This window comes from Geosporobacter ferrireducens (genome assembly GCF_001750685.1).
Classification (GTDB): domain Bacteria; phylum Bacillota; class Clostridia; order Peptostreptococcales; family Thermotaleaceae; genus Geosporobacter; species Geosporobacter ferrireducens.
In genome coordinates this window covers 2294970-2315771 of record NZ_CP017269.1, presented here as the reverse complement: position 1 = coordinate 2315771, position 20802 = coordinate 2294970, and the positions used below count along the sequence as shown (strand labels likewise).

Sequence of the window (20802 nt, the reverse complement as noted above, 5' to 3'; positions counted from 1 at the left end):
CTGGCACAGATGTTTTTTATATAATAGGAAAGTTCTACTTTCCTATTATATAAAAAATAGGGGTTGTAGGGGATGAAATCCCCTGCCGTACTAAGGAGGGTGCTCAGACTGCGATAGCAGTCGTCGAAGGGAACCTAGGGTTCCCTAGCGAAAGCGTCGTAGACGCTCTTTTTATGTGCCTGAGGAACTGTCCCCGTGGCGTAGCGAATGTAGAATTAAAAACAATCATATTTCCGTTCAATCCCTCATATAATGTAAAAGCCATCGGCGGTTTACAGGACAATAACAAAGGGGGAAAAGGAATGCGGAGTATTTTTTTTGTACTCATCAGTATGTTAATGACTACGATTATAATACCTATGATTTTGATTCAAAGTTGTGATTTGTCTACACCCAAAGTGGAAAAACAAGAGTTTGTAGAAAGTCAAAGAATGGTGCATGTATTTATTCATGAAACAAAAACGGTAGAAGAAATAGAGTTGGAGGAGTATGTAAAAGGTGTTATTGCCGGTGAAATGCCTGCATCTTTTGAAATAGAAGCATTAAAGGCCCAGGCAGTAGCTGCGCGCAGCTATGCCATATCTAGAGTAAACCAGTTTAGAGAATCAGGAAATCCCAATCATCCACAAGCTGAGCTGTGCGACAGTGTACATTGCCAAGTCTGGTATTCAAAGGATAAGCTGCGGGAGGTAAAATCCAAGTATTGGATGAGGGACTACTGGCCTCGGATAGAGGCTGCAGTAGATGAAACCAGAGGGATGATTATGACATATAATACAAAACCTGTAGATCAGCCGCTTTTTCATTCAACCAGCGGTGGTCGAACGGAAAATTCAGAGGATGTGTTTGTCTCAGCAGTACCTTATCTACGCAGTGTGAATAGTCCTTATGAAGAAAAAGCACCCTATCTTACAGATAGGCAAACCGTAAAAACAGCTACATTTGTATCAAAAGTCAAAGGCAAATATAAGGATTGTGACATCAAAGAGTCTACAGTTTCCTCCGCTGTCAAGATTCTGGAGAAGAGTGAAGGCGGGAGAATTATGAAAATACAAGTAGGCAATAAAGTCCTTACAGGACGTGAAATCAGAGATTTATTGGGTTTACGGTCTGCCAATTTTACCGTCTCTTTTAAGGGAAATGAAATAGAATTTACTACTGTTGGCTATGGACATGGCGTTGGCATGAGTCAATGGGGAGCTAATGGCATGGCGGAACGGGGTCATTCTTATGAAGAAATTTTAAAGCATTACTATCAAGGGGTAGAGATAGAGCCCCTAAACCAGTAACCAAAAATTTTCATTCCTATGTATGAAAACCTCTAAATTGGCAACAATACAAGATGGAGGTGGCATGTACATGGATAGAAAAAACTGGTTCTCTAGAAATAAAAAATTAACAGAAGAAGACAAAAGAAAAGAAAGTAGTATCTATAAATTTCTTGACAAAGAAGGATTTTATATCATTTTGTTCTTATGCGTATGTATCGTTGCGACAACAGCCGTCTGGGTAACAAAAACAAACATTGACCGGTTGGCAGTCGATGATTTACAAAGGCCGTTGCTGCCATTGGACGAGGAATTGCCTGATTTAGACTTGGGAATAAATCAAGAAGAGCAGGATGAGCGTCCAGTGGTTGTAGTGGATGAGCGGGAAGATGCGGAAGAGGTTATGGCGAAGCAAGAGGTGCAAGCACCGGCAGCGCAACAGGTAAAACAAGAGATTGCTTCGATAAAGCAAATAAATAGCAAGCCGGCGGCAGCTCCTGTAAAACAGGTACAAGCTTCACCGGCAAAAATCACCTTTAAGATGCCTGTGGTTGGAGAAAAAGGGATGGATTATGCAGCTGAAACCCTAGTATATTCTAAAACGCTGGACCATTATACCACCCATTATGGTATCGATATTGTGGCTCCGGAAAATACCCCTGTAGTAGCAGCACTGGCAGGGGAGGTTATAGAGGTAGTTGTAGATTCAAGAATGGGCATTACCATCACGATCGCCCATGAAGGAGAGTTAATTACAAAATATGCAAACCTTAGCACCGGCAGTATGGTAAAGGTTGGAGATCAAGTAGAAAAAGGCCAGATTATTAGTGGTGTAGGAAGAAGTGCACTATTTGAAATATCTGAGGAACCACACCTTCATTTTGAGGTATTGGTGGACGGGGAACAGGTAGACCCAAATCAATTTTTACCGAAGAATTAGAATATAAAACAGGGTATAAATAAAATACCCTGTTTTTATCTATAAGCACCTCTATAGGATTTTAGCGTATCTGATGTTGTCCTGACTTCCTATTCGTGGCCGTTTCGATATTTCAGTTTAGTGGCTTTGCCACCGCGAATGTGTCTTTCGGCTTTGTTCTTGTCGAGAATTCGCTTTACTTGATTTGCCACAAGAGGGTTTATCTTAGGAAGTCTTTCGGTTACATCTTTATGTACTGTACTTTTACTTACTCCAAAGACTTTGGCTGTCTGGCGTACTGTAGCTTTTTGATTTATTATATATTCAGCGATCTCCATTGCTCTTTCTTCTATGTAGTCTTTCACTTACTTAACCCCCTTTTTGGATGATTCCTTTGTTAAATAATATGCGGGGATATGGTACTGTAGAACTGAAAAAACCATATGAAAATATATAATATAAATTTTTCTGGAAATAGAGGAATTAGCAAAACAATGTAGAATATGAATACTGTTTGAGGCTATGAATATTGTCAAATTAAGATAAATAAAATCGCTATTTGAATGAAGCGGTAGGTTAAATGGAAGGTGATGAGAAATGTTTGGATTGGGTGCGGAAATAGGTATTGACTTAGGAACAGCCAGTGTATTGGTATTTATAAAGGGTAAGGGAATCGTACTTCAAGAGCCCTCTGTGGTGGCCATTGATAAAAACAGCAACCACCTTTTGGCAGTAGGTGTAGAAGCCAGAAGAATGTTAGGAAGAACGCCGGGGAATATTGTTGCAATTCGTCCTTTAAAGGATGGTGTGATTTCTGATTACGAAGTAACAGAGAGAATGCTAAGGTATTTTATCCATAAAACCTGTGGAAAAAGAAGATTTTTTAAACCAAAGATCATCGTATGTGTACCCAGCGGTGTTACAGAGGTAGAAAAAAGAGCCGTTATTGATGCCACTACAGAAGCAGGCGGAGGAATCACTTATTTAATTGAAGAGCCAATTGCAGCTGCTATTGGTGCTGGGCTGGATATCTCTAAACCTGACGGAAATATGGTAGTGGATATTGGTGGAGGAACTGCAGATATTGCAGTGATTTCCCTTGGAGGAATTGTGGTAAGTGAATCGATCAAGGTAGCAGGAGATAAGTTTGATGAGTCAATCGTGAGATATATGCGCAAGAAGCATAATCTTTTAATTGGGGAAAGAACTGCTGAAGACCTTAAGATCAGCATTGGAACGGCCTACCCAAGAGTCCAGAATGCAACCAGGGAATGTCGGGGAAGAGACTTGGTATCCGGACTGCCAAAAACGATTACCGTTACTTCGGAAGAAATGCTAGAGGCATTAGAAGAACCGGTGACTGCTATTGCAGATGCTGTCCATTCTGTTTTAGAAAAAACACCACCGGAGTTAGCAGCGGATATTAGTGACCGGGGAATTGTCATGACCGGTGGAGGCTCCCTGTTGAATGGATTAAATAAACTTATTGAAAAGAGAACGGGTATTACTACTTATATCGCTGAGGATGCGGTATCTTGTGTAGCAAAGGGAACCGGCATGTCTCTTGAGTCAATCCACATATTAGAAAAAAGCATGATGAGCAGCAGGAATTTTAGAAGATTAAGATAGTCAAAAAGCTACCGGTAAATAAAATCGGTAGCTTTTATTTTAAAGTTGTATTAAAGAATAGAGAGAAAAATGCCGAAATTAATAATACGGACTATGCTTACAGCATAAAAGGAGTTGAAATCTTATGTTAAGAGGCCTTTATACAGCTACATCAGCAATGACGACGAATAATAAGAAAATGGATGTTATCACCAATAACCTTGCCAATATCAATACCACTGGATATAAGAAGGATTTGGTTATTTCAGAAACCTTTCCGGAGGTACTGATTAAAAAAATTAATTCCCCGGTGGATTATACAGGAAGAGAAGGATTCAAGGGTGTAGAGGTAAATCAAGAAGAGAATGGTGCTTATCAGCTAAGTACCACAGGAGGGTTCTTTAGAACGAAGACATTAAGCGGTGTCAGCTATGAAAAAATGCTGAATTTTGCCGTTAATGAGGATGGCTATTTAAGTACGTATTATCGAGATCAGGACGGGAATATCGATACATCAGCAGGATATTTGGTACTTGGCAATAGAGGACCTGTATACGCAGGAAATGCAGCGGTAGAGGTAAATGAAAGAGGTCAGGTATTGGTAGACGGAAATATCGTTGATAATCTGGTTATGCTGGCACCACCGCCAATAATTGGAACACTGAATTCAGGTGTCAGACTGGATAAAATAGAAATAAATTTTGATCAAGGCCAAATTTTCGAGACAGACAACCAGCTGGATTTTGCATTAAAGGGCAGGGGATTCTTCCAGATAGAAACACCGGAAGGGGTATCTTATACCCGTGATGGTTCTTTCAAGATCAATGGGAACCATGAACTGGTGACTGCAGAAGGATATAGAGTATTGGGCAACAATGGTCCCATCGTCATTGATGGAACAAAGGTGGCTGTATCGGAAAAAGGAGATATCTTTGCAGATGATGAATGGATGGGGCAGCTGAACATTATCGATATAGAAAACCTGAAGGACTTACGCAAGGAAGGCGGCAATCTGTACAAGATGGCTGCCGGCACTGAGCCGGAAGGACCGCCGTTTACAGGACAAGTACTGCAGGGATTTCTAGAAAATTCCAATGTAGATGCAGTCAAAGAGATGATTGAAATGATTACTCTCTTCCGAAACTATGAATCCAACCAAAAAATGATCAAAGCCTATGATGATACATTACAGAAAGTAGTAAATGAAGTCGGGAAAGTGTAACAGGATAGCGGAGTCATGGGGACGGTTCGTCCGGTACATACGTTTTTTATGTGCCTGAGGAACCGTTCCCGTGGCGCAGCGGATGTATTGCAATTTTTTATATAAAAATTTTAACATAAAATGATCCATTTACGACATATAACCTAAAAGGAGGAAAAAACATGCGTGCACTTTGGACCGCTGCATCTGGAATGAAAGCCCAGCAGCTAAACGTAGATACGATTTCCAACAACTTAGCCAATGTAAATACAACTGGCTTTAAGAAACAACGGGTAGAATTTAAGGATCTTTTATATGAAACACTTAGCAGAACCAATTTGGATATGGGAGAAGGAAAACCGGTAAACCTGGAAGTAGGCCATGGAGTAATGCCTATCGCAACTACGCGCTCCTTTATAGCGGGAAATTTTGAGCAAACGAATAGCAGTCTGGATTTTGCTATTGAGGGAGATGGCTTCTTTATGGTAAGAGATGAAAATGACAATTTGTTTTATACAAGGGATGGAAGCTTTAAACTGAGTATCCTGGATGACGAGGCAAGACTGGTTACATCAGAGGGCTATTTTGTACAAAGCGATGCAGGAGATGTTGAGTTGGGTGCGGATATTGCAGACATCATGGTTTCTCAAAATGGCATGATTACTGTTAAACGAAAAGGGGAAGAAGAGGCTGAAGAACTGGGGCAGTTATCCCTGGTGACATTTGCAAACCCAGCAGGATTGCAGAGTATAGGAAAAAACCTATATGCACAAACAACTGCATCGGGAGAAGCTATAGAGGCAATTGAAGGAGAAGCAGGAAAGGTTATACAGGGCTTTTTGGAAACTTCGAATGTACAGGTAGTAGAAGAGATGATCAAGCTGATTACTGCTCAAAGAGCTTATGAAATTAATTCAAAATCTATTCAGACTGCAGATCAAATGCTTGAACAGGCGAATAATTTAAGAAGATAGCAGAGTTTTTGCTTAATATAAAAGTTGGATGATGTGGCGAATCAAAAACTAGGGAGAGAAGCAAATGAAAATCGATGGGAATTTACCGGTCAATCAAATCGATGCTAAAAGTAAAAAGGACGAAGTAAAGACAGAAGAATTTAAAAATCTATTAGAACAGGCACAAAAAAATCAGGATGAAAAGAAGCTGATGGATGCCTGCCGGCAGTTTGAATCTGTATTTGTCAATATGCTTTTGAAAAATATGCGCAACGCCATTCCGGAAGGCGGTTTTATTGAGCGAAGCTACCCAAGAGAGATTTTTGAAGGTATGTTTGATGAAAAAATAGCAGATGAGATTGCTAAAGGGCAAGGAATTGGATTGGCTAAACAGATGTATGGGCAACTGTCTAAGACAATGAAAATCAAAAAGATAGAGAATGAAGAATAAAAACTAAAAAAATCTTTAATAATTCAGAAGGGGTTTGATACCCCTTTATTTAATTGTATATATAAAGCGGTATATGTAAAAAGGAGTGAATCAAATGCTAAACAATGTAGATATTCAAAAAATTATCCCCCATCGATATCCATTTTTACTAGTGGACAGAATCGTAGAACTAGAACCTGGGAAGAAGGCTGTGGGCATTAAAAATGTAACGATTAATGAACCCTTTTTCCAAGGTCATTTTCCAGGGAATCCTATCATGCCGGGGGTATTGATCGTAGAAGCAATGGCGCAGGTTGGTGCTGCATCTATGCTGTGTCTGGAAGCAAATAAAGGAAAACTGGGTGTATTTACGGGGATTGATGAGCTGCGTTTCAAAAGACAAGTAATTCCGGGAGATACCTTAAGAATGGAAGTGGAGATGATCGCTGTAAAGCGGAATATCGGCAAGGCACAGGCAGTGGCTTATGTAGGTGATGAGGTGGCCTGCAAAGGTATATTAATGTTTGCACTGGTAAATACACCTGAATAAATAAAGGCTACTTTGTAGGAATTGATACCGGCGTTGCTCCGGAAAATATAACTTGGAAGAGTAATAAGAAGCTAAACTTTTTATTGCTCTTTTTTTATGATTTTTTACATAGGCTTCATGGTATAATAGGGAGTGAGACTATTAATACAGGATAAATTTACATAGAAAAGAGGAAGAAGTACATGAAGGTATTGGTAACCGGTGGTGCGGGCTTTATAGGATCCCATGTGGCAGATCTGCTTATAAATCAAGGCTTTCAAGTTATCATCATAGATAATTTATCAACTGGTAAAATGGAAAATGTGAATAAATCTGCCACCTTTTATCATATGGATATTAGAAGTGAATCCGTTCAGGAAGTTTTTGAAAAAGAAAAACCAACGTTCGTCGTACATCATGCAGCGCAAATTGATATACAAAAATCAATAAAAGAACCAAGACTGGATGGGGAAATTAATATTCTAGGAACAATAAATATTTTGGAAAACTGTATCCGGTACGGCATTCAGAAAATTATATACCCCTCTTCGGCAGCCGTATACGGCGAACCAGCCTATTTGCCTGTTGATGAAAAGCATAACATTTGCCCCATGTCTTATTACGGTATCTCAAAATACACGCCGGAGCAGTATATCCGGGTATATAGCAGCCTTTATGATCTAAAACACACCATCTTCCGCTATGCCAACGTATATGGACCGCGGCAGGCCTACGAGGGAGAAGGTGGGGTTGTAGCAATTTTTCAACACTTGATGAAAATAGGGCAGTCTCCAATCATCTTTGGTGATGGGAGTCAGACTCGTGATTATATTTACGTAGGAGATGTGGCCCAAGCCAATCTGAAGGCTTTAACCCAGGGAGATAATGAAACCTTTAACATTAGTACGAATGAAAAAACCACAGTTAACCAGCTGTTCGATGTGATGAAACAGCTGCTCGGTTTTCAGGGTGACGTCCAATATAGGCCAGAGCGCCCGGGAGATATACCCCACAGCATACTGGATAATCGAAAAGCAATGATGCAGTTGGATTGGACACCTCGCTACAGCCTTGCAGCAGGTCTGGAAGAAATGCTTCAGTCAGAGGAATAAGATCTGGAGATGAGGAGGTAAAAATAGATGAATTATAGAGAAATTTATGAAGAATGGCTAAGAAATCCATATTTTGATCAAGAAATAAAGAAAGAATTAAAAGGAATTGAAGGAGAGGAAAAGGAAATAGAGGAGAGATTCTACAGGGATTTGGAATTTGGGACCGGAGGACTGCGAGGGGTGATCGGTGCCGGCACCAACCGGATGAATATTTACACCGTTCGGAGAGCTACCCAGGGCTTCGGAGAATATTTAATAGAATCGGTTGAAAGTGCAAAGGAAAAGGGCGTAGTGATCGCTTATGACTCCCGCCATAAGTCTCCGGAGTTTGCTGAAGAAGCTGCCCTTGTATTGTGTGCCAACGGAATAAAAGCCTATCTGTTTGATGCATTGCGTACTACGCCGGAGCTGTCTTTTGCAATACGCGAGCTGGGCTGTGCCGGTGGGATCGTAGTTACGGCCAGTCACAATCCTCCGGAATATAATGGTTATAAGGTATATGGAGAAGACGGGGGACAGCTGGTGCCGGAGGATGCAGAAAAAGTCATCGAAAAAATACAACAAATTCATGACTATAGTACAGTACCTTATCTATCTAAGCGAGAAGCCTTAGAGAAAGGACTGCTGCAGATTATTGGAGAAGAAATCGATCAAAAATATATCGAACGTGTGAAGTCGCTTGTTCTGAGACCGGAGCTAATCCATCAGTTAGGAACAGATCTTAAGGTCATTTACACACCCCTTCACGGAACTGGAAACATGGCAGTAAGAAGGGTGCTAAGGGAAGCTGGTTTCGAAAATATTTTTGTTGTCCCAGAGCAGGAATTGCCAGATCCGAATTTTACTACAGTAAAATCACCGAATCCTGAGGAACATGAAGCCTTTACGCTAGCCCTAGACTTAACAGAAACCGTAAAACCTGATGTCATCATTGGAACAGACCCTGATTGTGATCGGATTGGTGCCGTAGTACAGAACAAGCAAGGGGATTATGAGATATTAACAGGTAATCAAACCGGTGCTTTATTAATAGATTATATTCTATCTGCTATGGAAGAAAGAAAGAAGCTTCCGGTAAATGGGGTAGTGGTTAAAACCATTGTAACCAGCGAAATGGGTGCGGAGATTGCCAGAAGCTACGGCATGGCTACCTTGGACACGCTAACAGGCTTTAAGTTTATTGGAGAAAAGATTAAGGAGTTTGAGAAAACAGGAGAAAAAGAATTTGTTTTCGGGTATGAGGAAAGCTATGGCTATCTGGCAGGTACTTTTGTCAGGGATAAAGATGCTGTCATTGCCGCCCTTTTGATCTGTGAAATGGCAGCCTACTATAAAACCAAGGATATGACCCTATATGATGGGTTGTTGGCGCTATTTGAGAAGTATGGTTATTATCAGGAAGGGTTGACATCCATCACCCTAAAGGGGAAAGAAGGGATGGAAAAGATCCTCAGTATATTAAATCAGTTAAGAGAGAATACACCTAAGAGCATTGGAGATAAAAAAGTAAAGCTTCTAAGAGACTATGAATATAGAAAAGAATACAATCTTTTTGAGAATAGGGAAGAAGACCTCACTTTGCCTCAATCTGATGTACTCCACTTTACCATGGAGGACGGATCATGGTTCTGTGTACGTCCATCCGGTACAGAACCCAAAATTAAGATATATTTCTCAGTGGTTGGAAAATCTTTAGAAGATGCTAAAGCACAACTGCAGGTGTTTAAATATGGTGTTATGGATATCATTCATTCTATGCTGTAGGGAACGATCAGCGATCGTTCCGAGAAAATAGCCAGCACAGGAGTATATTTATAGAGCGATAAATCTTTCATGAAAAATATATAAATGATATAATATGGATACAAGTTCCTAAGATGAAATACAAATAACGAAAGAAAAAGGGGAGGAATACCAATGACCGATCAAGATCTGCAGCATACCTTGAATCAGATCGTAGGTATGATTGACACCCTAGGGAAGAAAGTAGACAACATACAGGCAGATGTAGATGTACTGAAGGAAGATGTACGCGTATTAAAGGAAGATGTACGTGTACTAAAAGAAGATGTACGCGTACTGAAGGAAGATGTACGCGTACTGAAGGAAGATGTACGTGTGCTGAAGGAAGATGTTGACAGTATGAAGAAAGACATTGCGTCTATGAAGGCAGAACAAAACGAAATGAATGACCGGCTGGATACCATCGCATCCATGTACGGCTCTCATGAAGAGGCTATCCGCAGACTGAAGGCCAGAAAAATACTATAAGATTTGATCAAGAGATACGTTTGGAAAACGTATCTTTTTCTCTGCGGTCAGAAATAGTGTATAATAGATTTGAATAAAATAAAAAGTATAACAAAGTACAGTGCATATCGATACTTGTTGATGATATAAGGAGACCATGATGAATAAAAGAAAATTTAAAGTGATTGTCGGAAATAAAACCGTAGGAGTGATAAAGAAACATCAATTTCTAGAGGCTCATGTGACCAATACCCGTTTAATGGGTGTGCTGGGATTACGAATCAAATGGATGACCGAGGATGAACAGCTCTTTGCCCAATTCTTCCATCTGGATGCAGAAGAGTACGGATTAGATGACTATGTCGGCGTGCTGGCACCTACAGAAGAAGAGATAGGGTTTCAGACAGCTAGGATGATGGGAGGTCTAGGTGGAGAATTGGTTTGGATTACAGAGCGGGAGGCCAGATATCTTTTAAGAGAGTTCATCAAGCGAAATAATACCTTTAAAGAAAATCTGCCGGACCCTTTAGCAGAGTATGATTTTGCTCTTCAGGAAAAGGTCACCCTTTCTTCTGATGAGATTAGCCTTCTATGGAATAAAATCTGTGAACCCTTGGAAATGCCCATGCAGCTAGTTAATTATTTCGTGATGCGTGCGGTTGGTGGTGACTACGAGGCTTTAAATTACCTTTCTGCCTGTGAAAATGAGAATTATCGAATTGTAGAAACACCGGGAACCCTTTTAAAGAATGTAACGGAAACGATAGAAGATAGTGAAGGGACAGCGTATCTGACAGAATCTATCATTGATGAAAAAAACCAATATAAGATGATCCTCAGTGAGATCAGAATTGGAAAGACGAAAGACGGGCTTAAGGTGACCCGTGCAGAAGTACGTTCTACTATGAATATTACTGCTATGGAGGCAGCTTTTGGGTTAACAAAGCCAGAATATATCTCCATCTATTATGTTGAAGATTCAGATGCATGCATTCAACAGTTAGATACAGATAAGCCTCATGCCATGAAGCATGCTTATGAGGGAAGTTATCTTTTCACTGAATTTAATCCTACCAACGACCATGTGAAAAGTCCCATCTATTATTTGAATGAAGATGTTTACGGAATATACTATTTAACAGATGAAGATCAGCTGCTGGTAGCAGCCTATTCGGAAGAAAAAATTAAAGAGTTGGAAGGTTATTTTACACAGGAACCTTTTAATAAGCTTATACAACTGGAAGAAAGATTGCGTCTCAATCGTCCCCTGCTCTATGAATTCGTGCAAAGTGACTATGGTGACTTTTTTGAATTCCTTGCAGATCATGAGTATTAATAAGGAGGTATCATTATGGGAAAAAAACTAAATCCCCAGTGGGCGGTTTTAATCGGCGTAATTTTTGTCTCTTTTTCTTCAATCTTTATCAAATATTCTACAGCACCGTCTTTAATCATCGCGGCCTATCGTTTAGGATTTACCATCCTGCTGCTGGCACCCTCGGTAATCCGGTCAAAAAGACAAGAGATAAAGGAGATTGATAAAAGGAGTCTAGGGATTTGCATACTTAGCGGCGTCTTTTTAGCCCTCCATTTTGCTACTTGGATTACCTCCATCAAATATACATCTATTGCAAGCTCTGCAGTATTGGTGAATACCCACCCTGTTTTTATACTATTGGGAAGTGTTTTAATTTTAAAAGAGAAGGTTTCGAAAAAGACAGTTTTATGTGTTGGAATCGCTTTAGGTGGAGGCATCATCATTTCCATGGGAGATTCTGCCTTAGGGAATCATGTATTGTTCGGAGATTTGCTGGCCCTTGCAGGGGCATTTTTTGTAGCAGGATACATGATGATTGGCAGGGCTGTGCGGCAGCACATGTCTGTGACAACCTATACTTTCTTAGTTTATAGCAGTTGTTTTGTGACCTTGATGATTTTTGTTTTGGGAGCAGGAATCCCACTCCATCCTTACCCTTTAAGGGAATGGTTCATTTTCTTAGCATTGGCAATATTTTGTACCATCCTGGGACACAGCATTTTCAATTGGGCACTGGCCTATGTTAAGGCTGCCTTTGTATCGACTGCTGTATTGGGAGAACCGGTGTTCGCTACTGTATGGGCGATCCTTCTGTTTGCTGAACATCCTAGTTTATGGCAGATTGTCGGAAGTGTGATGATTGTTTTCGGAATCTACCTGTCCATTACATGGGGACAGGAAATTAAACCGGAAAATAAAGCATTGTTGAATGAATAGGCGGCATTAAATTTAGGGACGGTTTGAATTGAACAAATGATGGGATGCTACGGTTTCAAACAGGAGGAAATAGAAAAGCCCGTGAAATAGCAAAGATAAGGATAAATTAAAAGCTAAATGAAGAAATTATTAAAGAAATAGAAAGATATATCAATAGAATAATTGAGAGAAGGTTATAGGAGAGGCATGCGCAGAAAGCACTTAGGAATAATATTTTTTCTTGTATTTATACTGTGGACCGTTATGATATTCTACTTTTCATCCCAGCCGCCCAATATATCACATAGTCAATCCAGCATGGCAGTAAGAATACTAAGAAAAGCAAATGAAATTTTTGATATAACGGATAGCCGCATCTACCAAAAGGGAGAAAGTCTAATAAAGGATGTATTGCTGATGGGCAGGTACAAAACCTCCAATGCAGTAGTGCGGAAGAGCGCACATTTTGGCATCTACTTTGTTCTGGGGATTCTGTGCAGCAGCTTTGGATATATCTATTCAGGAAAAATTTTCATCGGTTTTCTGCTTGGGGCGAGTCTGCCTGTTGCAATAGCAGTGCTTGATGAGTTTAATCAAGGGTTTGTCGGTAGAATATCCTCACTGAATGATGTAATCATTGATGGTGTAGGCGCGTTTATAGGGACGGTCATTGTCATCTGTATTATTATGATTGTAAAGGGGATAAGTGCGGTAAAGGCAAAGAGCAGTAAATAGGGAATATAGACCGAAGAGAAAGAATAGAAGTGGGCGGTAAGAGCCTATAAAAAATTTGAGATATAATCGACAAAAATATATATAAAATGTAGAATTACCTTTGTTTACGAAAACACAGGTAATTTTTTTTGTCGATTAACGCAACCGGCTATAGAGTAAACATAAAAACAAAATTAGTGTCGAAATAATCTGAAATTTATAAATCAAATTATGACAAGTACAGGCTTGATTTTTTAATATAATAAAAATAAATCTTAGATTGCTTATTTTTTCTTTAAAGATGGTTCCAAAACAATGGGGACAGACAGTTAATTATCAGCAGTACTGGGAGATGGAATGAAAAAGTAATGAGCAAAAAGGCCGATGAACAGATTATTATTGGATGAGGAGAAAAGTTATGGAGGGAAAGATTCGTGATGTCAGAAATTATGAAGAGCAGATAAAAAGCACTATATTTTCTTTTTATGAAGCCTTTTATAAAAGAGACCGATTGATGATGTACAGTTATTTAGATACATCATTTCAAAGAGAGGTACCATTGAACTATTTTTTGATTCACCCGGAATATGACAAAGATTTAGGAAGACTACTAGAAATTATCAGGATTGAAATACAGCACGAGAGAAAGATTGCTTTTGTAGAAGGGACTGTAGAGATGAATAAAGAGAATAAAAATTTTGGTATCGCACTTAAAACTGACTTTGGGGGATGGAAGATAGAAGGGGAGAGCATATATAAAAGAGATTTTGTATTCTAAAAGGGACAGGCTGAAAGCGTATGAAGGACAAGCTGCTACTGCTGTTGTATTGAACTTTGAGGGCAAAGAAGGAATGTTTTCATGGGCTGCAAGGACATGGAGATAAATTTGTTTGTAAAGGGCGGATCTACCTTTGTAACGGGGGGAAAGGCTATCCGTGCTCAGGTTTCAATTGTGATCCATAAACTTATGTAATTTTCGGGTGGGATACAAAGATAGTTTTTAATATTTGTCATCTGTACAACTACAGTTGATGAAAAATTCATAAAGGGGGAATATTATGTACAAAAAAAGATGGACTCAGTTTATTGTTATCGTACTGACCCTATCATTACTGATTCCTACAGCTTTTGCTATGGAACCGGCAGTACTTTTTCCAGATAGTGATAGAGGATATGATGTACAAGAACTAGGCTTTGAGCCCATGGTGTACCAAAATCCTTTTGGAGCGGTACAAGTCCATGAGGAGATGGAAAAAGGCTTTGAGGAAAATGGCGCAGGGGGATTGAGCTCTTTTTCCATAAATTCGTTGCTGTCGGAGAATATAGTAACGGTTACAGGCAGTGTCTATGAACATGTTTACGGCTTATCAAAAAAAATTGGTGCGAGAGTAGCAAGTACTGAAAAAGAAGCAGAAGCAAGGGACTATATTGTAAATGTATTGAAAAATGAACTAGGATACAGCACTACCGTACAGCCTTTTACTTATGTTCGCAGCGGTGCAACCAGGGCATCTGACAATATTATTGCAGTAAAACCCGGTAAGTCTTCGAAACAAGTAATCGTAGGAGCACACTATGATTCAGTGAGCAGGGGAACAGGGGCTGATGATAATGCATCTGGTGTGGCAGTGATGCTGGGAGCTGCTGAGATGCTAAAGGGTATAGATACAACTTATACCATCAAATTCGTTGCCTTTGGCGCTGAAGAAGTAGGTTTGAGAGGATCTAGCTACTATGTATCCCAAATGACAGAAGATGAGATTGCTAATACGGTGGCGATGATTAACTTAGACAGTGTAGTTGCCGGAGATAAGATGTATGCTTATGGAGACCTTGGCCCGAAAGGATGGGTGAGAGACCAGGTATTAGCACTTGCAGCTTCATTAGGACTTAATGTAGAAACAAATCCCGGACACAATCCTGAGTATCCTGTGGGTACAACCGGACCATTTAGTGATCATGTACCATTCCAAGCTGCAGGTATTCCATGGACCTATTTTGAAGCAACCAACTGGGAAATAGGCGAATTGGATGGCTATACGCAAACCGAAAAGCACGGCACCATATTTCATAATGAAAAAGATGATCTTGATTTCCTGATGGAAGAATTTCCCGGAAGAGTGGAAGAAAGATTATATACATTCACTACTTTATTGTATCATTTCTTAAAGGAGATTACACCGCCGGCAGATGAAGACAGCTTTATTGGTATTAAAACAAGTACGAACTTATTATCTATGTCAGAGGCTAGGGAAGTAGAGGTATCAGCTAATTTGGGGTATGCTCCAACCTTGGACAATCTGGAGTGGGCTTTTGGCGGGTTACCGCTTTCGGCATGGAAATCCTTCCAGTCATCCAGCGGAGGATATACAGGACCTTCCTTTATTAGCTTTATAAAAGAGCCATACATAGACGAGAGTGTAGTAAGAGCTATTATTAAATTTGATTTACCCTATGGGACTACGAACTTGCAAGGCAGGCCAAATCCAAGAACGAGATATCCTGAATTATTAGGCGAGTATAACCTTGCAATAGGAGATGTTGCCACAAAAGCAGTTGCAAAAACTGTTATGAAGTTAAATGCTTATGATTCCTACCATACTTATGATGAGATCGTTCCGGCAATCAATAGAATATTTGGATTAGCAAAGGATAATCGATATTTAGTGTATAAATCTCTTGGAAAATCCTTTGAAGGAAGAGATATTCCCTTTGTAATCCTTGCAAAAGAGGAAACAGATATTGGCAGATATCAAAATGAAACATTGCCGTTGATGCTGGAAAACCCGGCTGCATTGATAAAGATGATTGATCAAGGCGCAGCAGACAAGCATAAACCTGCTATTTGGTTTAATAATATGCACTCGGACGAAGCACCGGGAATCGATGCTCAAATAGATTTGCTTGAAATGCTGGCAACACAGGATGAGATAGCATTTAATACCGTGAAGAAAGGTACGGAAGTAGAAGTAAAGCTTAGTGTAGAAGAGATATTGGATAACTTTATTATACTATTTAACTTTGCCCATAATCCGGATGGAAGATATCACAATACAAGAACTACAGTTCATGGATTTGATCCGAATAGGGATATGAGTTATCAAATGCAGATAGAAACTGTAGCCGTTGCCGAAGAAATAGCAAAATGGTCTCCAATGATTTTCAACGATTTGCATGGCTTTGTATCTGATTTTCTAATTGAGCCATGTACGCCGCCCCATGATCCAAACTACGAATACGATCTATTGATGAATGGAATGATAGACCATGCCCACGCAATGGGCAAAGCCGGAGTTAGTAATACGAAATATACGGGTTATATTATTCCTAAATATGATTACGGTTCAGGCTGGGATGATTCAGCGCCTATTTACGGTGCGATGTATGCAATGATTCATGGAGCCATGGGACATACTATCGAAATGCCTGAACTAAATCAAGATTCTAATGATGCTGTGGTATATGCCGGTTTAGGATCAATCGATTATGTCTTGGAGAATAAGGATAAACTGTTTAAAAACCAATTAGAAATATATAGACGCGGCGTAGAGGGAATAGATGCGGCAAATCCGGTAGACTCCCATTATATAAATGCAAAAGGTGAAAAAATAGGAAGACCAAGAGGTGAGCATGCAAACTTCTTCCCAGACTATTATGTAATCCCTGTAGAAAAAGAACTGCAAAAGAATCCATTGGCAGCCTATGAAATGGCCCAATATTTCTTAAGAAATGGTGTAAAGGTAGAAAGAACGACTACAGATGTTACAGTAGGAAATCAAACCTATCCGGTTGGAAGTTTTGTCATCCCTATGCATCAAGCAAAACGTGGCTACGCAAATACCTTACTATATGATGGTTCTGATTTCTCTGACTGGCCGGCTATGTATGCAGAAGTTACAAGTTCATTTCCTGATCTAAGGGGTTTCGACAAATATGAGATTAGAGCAGAAGGCGCTTTCCAAGGCAAAATGCAAAAGGTTTCAACCGTTACGATTCCGAAAACTGATATTCCATGGAATGTAGAGAAGCTGGTTATTCGAAATACAAATAATGATGCAATTAAAGCAGTAAATGTATTGTTAGCTGGGAATAAACCGGTTCAGATGGTGTATTCCAATGGTGATGATTTTGTAAAAGGGGATTTTGTAGTAAATAAAGAGGATTTAGAAGCGCTTAAAGATCACTATTATTTAGAGTTGGCTCCTTATGTAGGAAATGCTGCGCTTAAGCTTCTAAAGCAGCCGAAGGTAGCAGCTTTTGGCAGTGAGCTTACCTTTGTTTTAAAGTTTTTAGGTTTCCATCCGGTCAATTATAATGAAGCAAATGTTATCGTAGATGAATCAGGAAATGCAAATAATAGTATTATTAAGGGGCTCATTCAATCTGGAACCTCCTATGTGGGCGTAGGCGGAAATGCAATTAATTCAATGGCCGCTTCAGGGTTGCTTCCAGGTTTATCCAGGGGACGAACCGGAAGCAGTCATGAAGGGGTATTAAGAGCCAGTGTAGACACTGATAGTGTGATTACAGGAAACTATAATGAGAATGAGGTGTTATACAATAAATCCGGTTCATGGATTGAAAGCATACCCGAAAAGGCTAGAGTATTAGCACGTATCAGCAATGAAGATGATTATTTCAAAGCAGGTTGGTGGCCAAACAATCATTTGGTCAAAGGAAAGGCTTATATTATCCAAGATCAGGTAGAAGATGCAAAGATTACATTGTTTGCCAATCATATTGCCAATAGAGCTCATCCCCATCATCAATTTAGGATGTTGGCAAATGCTATCTATGATGCAATACCAGGTACCGTAACCCCTGTAACAGACCCTCCAAGTGGAGGCGGCAGTGGGGGTGGAGGTGGTGGAAGCAGCTCCACACCAAAGGCTGCAGTCAATGGGGCTGCAGGAGCAACCGTAACACTGAATGGAGTAAGACTGGTCTTCCCGGCCAATGGACTTGATCATGACTTTGTAGTGACTGTAAGCGTTATAGGAAATCCATCCGGCTTATCGGTACCGGCAAATATGAAGCTGCTTAGCAAGATTTATGAGATCAACAAAAACCTTTCGGAGAATTTCAAAAAGGCTGTGAAAATTATATTGCCATTTGATAAAGGTCAATATGATGCGCAAAAACATGAATTAGCATTGTTCTGGTTCAACGAGGATAAAAAGGAATGGATAAAACTAGACAACATAGAGATAGATTTTGAAGCTGGGAAAGTAGCTGGTGAAACAGATCATTTTACAAAGTTTGCTGTATTGGCAGTAGAAAAAGCAGCAGAGGCAGCGGACGAACCTGCTCAGGCGACTGAGATAACAGACATTAAGGGACACTGGGCAGAGGCAAATATCCTAAAGCTTATTGGAGCCGGTGCTATCACTGGATATCCAGATCAGACCTTCAGGCCCAATGATCACATTACTAGGGCAGAGTTTGCTACAGTGCTTGTAAAAGCCTTTAAATTGGAGCAAAAATCAGGCACAATATTTACAGACACCTTCAATCACTGGGCAAAAGATTATATTGCTACAGCAGCTGCATATGGTATTGTAAGCGGCTATGACGCAGACAAATTTAGACCAAATGACATGATTACCAGAGAGCAAATGGCTGCCATGATCGTAAAAGCTGCTAAGCTGGAAAGTGCTGCTACTGTTAAGGCGTTTACAGACAGTAAAGACATTTCAGCATGGGCTGTAAATGCAGTGGATACTATTACAGCGCAAGAAATTATCAACGGTTATCCGGATGATAGCTTCCGCCCCAGTGGAAAAGCGACAAGAGCAGAAGCGGTCACAGTGATTATGAATGCATTAAAATAAAAAATAGGGAGTGTCGCAAAAGTAGATTAGTGCGACCTAAGGATTCTTCAGATAATTCATCCTACGGACGACCACAGGTCGTCCCTACAAAGATAAATAGTAGGGGCGACCTGTGGTCGTCCGCGACCCTGTTGTGACGCACTATTCTTTTGTTGTGCAACAGCCCCTATTTTTGCATTTTTTACAGATATCTGAAACTTTCCTGAGCAGGGTACCTTTTCCAGAAGTCCCATGATATAATGATAGGGTGGAAGGAGGATGCTCGTTGGAAACACTAAATCAGATATTTATTCTATTTTTACTGATTGTTGTTGGATATATCAGCAAAAAACTTGGGGTTATCAGCAATGATATGAATCGGGATGTTAGCAGTTTCGTTACTAGCGTAGCACTTCCGGCATTGATTATCAGTTCTTTAAGCAGTTATAGCTTTACCACTGAAGCGCTGGTGAAAAGCGGTGCGCTGGTGCTGATCTCCTGTGCGGTGTATGCGTTGTCTATATGTATTGCAGCATTTGTACCCAGCGTGTTAAAAATAGAAGGATCTGCCAGAGATATTTTTCAGTTTATTACTGTATTTTCTAATGTTGGATTCATGGGCTACCCTGTTGTGAATGCCATCTATGGAGAGCAGGGGGTTTTTTATGCCGCCCTGTACAATTTACCCTTCAATGCAGTCCTTTGGACCTATGGGGTAATGGTTCTAAGCAGGCCCCTGATGGAGAAAAAAGCTGCGGTTTTAGACAGCCGGGGAAGTATTGACTTAAAACTGCTGATCAATCCAGGCTTAATCTCTGTTCTTACAGGTTTTTGCCTCTTCGTGACTTCTACACGGCTGCCGGGACCGGTATTCTCTGCCTTTCAGATGATCGGCAGTACTTCTACACCTTTATCGATGGTCTTTATTGGCTCTATACTGGCAGATACAAAAATACAAGAGATATTTGCCAATGGAAAGATATTTATTGCAAGCAGCTTGCGGCTTTTGGTGATTCCACTAATAGTAATGGGTGTTTTAAGGGCACTGGGTTTCCAGGGAATGATGGTAGGGATTCCCGTGCTAATAACGGCTATGCCTGTAGCTGCGAATTGTGCCATCATGTCTACAAGATATGGAAATGACTATCACTTGGCTTCCCAGTCAGTGTTTGTTTCAACAATTTTATCGATGGCGACAATCCCTGCCATCGCAATGCTGTTGTAAAGTCTAACTCAAATAGGTTGCCAGCATAAAAGCATCGGCAATAATTTGAGCCATGTGCATGATCAGACTGAGACGGATGTGATGAATGGCGTAGAGATCATCATTTTGAAGTTTATCTACAATACCAACGATGGATAAATGACCCACCTGTGGCAAAGATTTACCAACTCCTTTGCCGGGATAGATGGGACCATTCTTTATATGGATATTACCGATCAGATTTTCTTGACCAAGGCAGGCATCTATAGCGATGACATAGGCATCGGGATGTTCTGTCTTAATTTTTTCTAAAGAAGATTCCAGGTTGATTGCATGGATCGGATGATCCAGGCTGCCGTACAGCGGATATCTGAAGTTTCTATTTTCTAAAAGGGTACCGACTAAAGGGCCCAATGCATCGCCAATACAGCGGTCTGTACCGATACAAAGGATGATAGTCTGTTCAAACATATGGGCTTTCAGTACTTCACACAAAACCATGGGTGCATTTTCGTCGGTAAAATGAACTTGAATGCCTGTGGGATGCAGTGGATTATATTTTCTCAAATAA

The 20802-nt window shown here is 40.2% G+C and carries 18 protein-coding genes; 16 read left to right on the top strand and 2 right to left on the bottom strand.

The window, feature by feature from the left end; genetic code table 11:
• Positions 1-302 precede the first annotated feature (302 nt).
• Both spoIID and Gferi_RS10965 read left to right on the top strand, forming a co-directional pair.
• Positions 303-1289: a stage II sporulation protein D gene (gene spoIID, locus Gferi_RS10970; RefSeq protein ID WP_069976385.1), complete on the top strand. Its 987-nt coding sequence runs from the start codon at positions 303-305 to the stop codon at positions 1287-1289.
• A 70-nt stretch (positions 1290-1359) separates the two neighbouring features.
• Positions 1360-2208: a M23 family metallopeptidase gene (locus tag Gferi_RS10965; RefSeq protein WP_069976382.1), complete on the top strand. Its 849-nt coding sequence runs from the start codon at positions 1360-1362 to the stop codon at positions 2206-2208.
• An 89-nt stretch (positions 2209-2297) separates the two neighbouring features.
• Here the strand turns inward: Gferi_RS10965 and spoIIID are convergent, their stop codons facing one another.
• Complete coding sequence (spoIIID, locus tag Gferi_RS10960) at positions 2298-2552, bottom strand: sporulation transcriptional regulator SpoIIID (protein WP_069976380.1); 255 nt, start codon at positions 2550-2552, stop codon at positions 2298-2300.
• A gap of 232 nt (positions 2553-2784) precedes the next feature.
• On the opposite strand from spoIIID, the gene mreB reads away from it, so the two are divergent.
• From mreB to Gferi_RS10890, 14 genes are all read left to right on the top strand, one after another.
• Positions 2785-3816, top strand: a complete 1032-nt coding sequence (mreB, locus tag Gferi_RS10955) for a rod shape-determining protein (protein ID WP_069976378.1) — start codon at positions 2785-2787, stop codon at positions 3814-3816.
• A gap of 124 nt (positions 3817-3940) precedes the next feature.
• On the top strand, positions 3941-5017 hold the full coding sequence (locus tag Gferi_RS10950) for a flagellar hook-basal body protein (RefSeq protein WP_069976376.1): 1077 nt from the start codon (positions 3941-3943) through the stop codon (positions 5015-5017).
• A gap of 161 nt (positions 5018-5178) precedes the next feature.
• Positions 5179-5970 (top strand): flagellar basal-body rod protein FlgG, encoded by a 792-nt coding sequence (gene flgG / locus Gferi_RS10945; protein ID WP_069976374.1) that lies wholly within the window; start codon positions 5179-5181, stop codon positions 5968-5970.
• A 64-nt stretch (positions 5971-6034) separates the two neighbouring features.
• Positions 6035-6400 (top strand): rod-binding protein, encoded by a 366-nt coding sequence (locus tag Gferi_RS10940; RefSeq protein ID WP_069976373.1) that lies wholly within the window; start codon positions 6035-6037, stop codon positions 6398-6400.
• 94 nt (positions 6401-6494) lie between these two features.
• Positions 6495-6929 carry a 3-hydroxyacyl-ACP dehydratase FabZ gene (gene fabZ, locus Gferi_RS10935; RefSeq protein WP_069976371.1) on the top strand — a complete coding sequence of 145 codons (435 nt, stop codon included), beginning with the start codon at positions 6495-6497 and terminating at the stop codon, positions 6927-6929.
• A 182-nt stretch (positions 6930-7111) separates the two neighbouring features.
• Entirely contained in the window at positions 7112-8020 is a 909-nt protein-coding gene (locus Gferi_RS10930; protein WP_069976369.1) for a GDP-mannose 4,6-dehydratase, read from the top strand.
• 27 nt (positions 8021-8047) lie between these two features.
• Positions 8048-9784, top strand: a complete 1737-nt coding sequence (locus Gferi_RS10925) for a phospho-sugar mutase (protein WP_069976368.1) — start codon at positions 8048-8050, stop codon at positions 9782-9784.
• Positions 9785-9937: 153 nt separating this feature from the next.
• A complete protein-coding gene (locus tag Gferi_RS10920) occupies positions 9938-10291 on the top strand; it encodes an LPP leucine zipper domain-containing protein (RefSeq protein WP_069976365.1) in 354 nt (117 codons plus the stop codon).
• Positions 10292-10427: 136 nt separating this feature from the next.
• Positions 10428-11606 carry a hypothetical protein gene (locus Gferi_RS10915; protein ID WP_156782379.1) on the top strand — a complete coding sequence of 393 codons (1179 nt, stop codon included), beginning with the start codon at positions 10428-10430 and terminating at the stop codon, positions 11604-11606.
• A gap of 15 nt (positions 11607-11621) precedes the next feature.
• Positions 11622-12524 carry a DMT family transporter gene (locus tag Gferi_RS10910; protein ID WP_069976361.1) on the top strand — a complete coding sequence of 301 codons (903 nt, stop codon included), beginning with the start codon at positions 11622-11624 and terminating at the stop codon, positions 12522-12524.
• 186 nt (positions 12525-12710) lie between these two features.
• Positions 12711-13238, top strand: a complete 528-nt coding sequence (locus Gferi_RS10905) for a VanZ family protein (RefSeq protein ID WP_069976358.1) — start codon at positions 12711-12713, stop codon at positions 13236-13238.
• A 397-nt stretch (positions 13239-13635) separates the two neighbouring features.
• Positions 13636-13995 (top strand): hypothetical protein, encoded by a 360-nt coding sequence (locus tag Gferi_RS10900; RefSeq protein ID WP_069976356.1) that lies wholly within the window; start codon positions 13636-13638, stop codon positions 13993-13995.
• A 280-nt stretch (positions 13996-14275) separates the two neighbouring features.
• Positions 14276-19048 carry a M20/M25/M40 family metallo-hydrolase gene (locus Gferi_RS10895; protein WP_069976354.1) on the top strand — a complete coding sequence of 1591 codons (4773 nt, stop codon included), beginning with the start codon at positions 14276-14278 and terminating at the stop codon, positions 19046-19048.
• Between the two features lie 265 nt (positions 19049-19313).
• Positions 19314-20252 carry an AEC family transporter gene (locus Gferi_RS10890; protein WP_069976352.1) on the top strand — a complete coding sequence of 313 codons (939 nt, stop codon included), beginning with the start codon at positions 19314-19316 and terminating at the stop codon, positions 20250-20252.
• A 3-nt stretch (positions 20253-20255) separates the two neighbouring features.
• Here the strand turns inward: Gferi_RS10890 and yyaC are convergent, their stop codons facing one another.
• Positions 20256-20798: a spore protease YyaC gene (yyaC, locus tag Gferi_RS10885; protein WP_330389661.1), complete on the bottom strand. Its 543-nt coding sequence runs from the start codon at positions 20796-20798 to the stop codon at positions 20256-20258.
• Between the last annotated feature and the right edge of the window lie 4 nt (positions 20799-20802).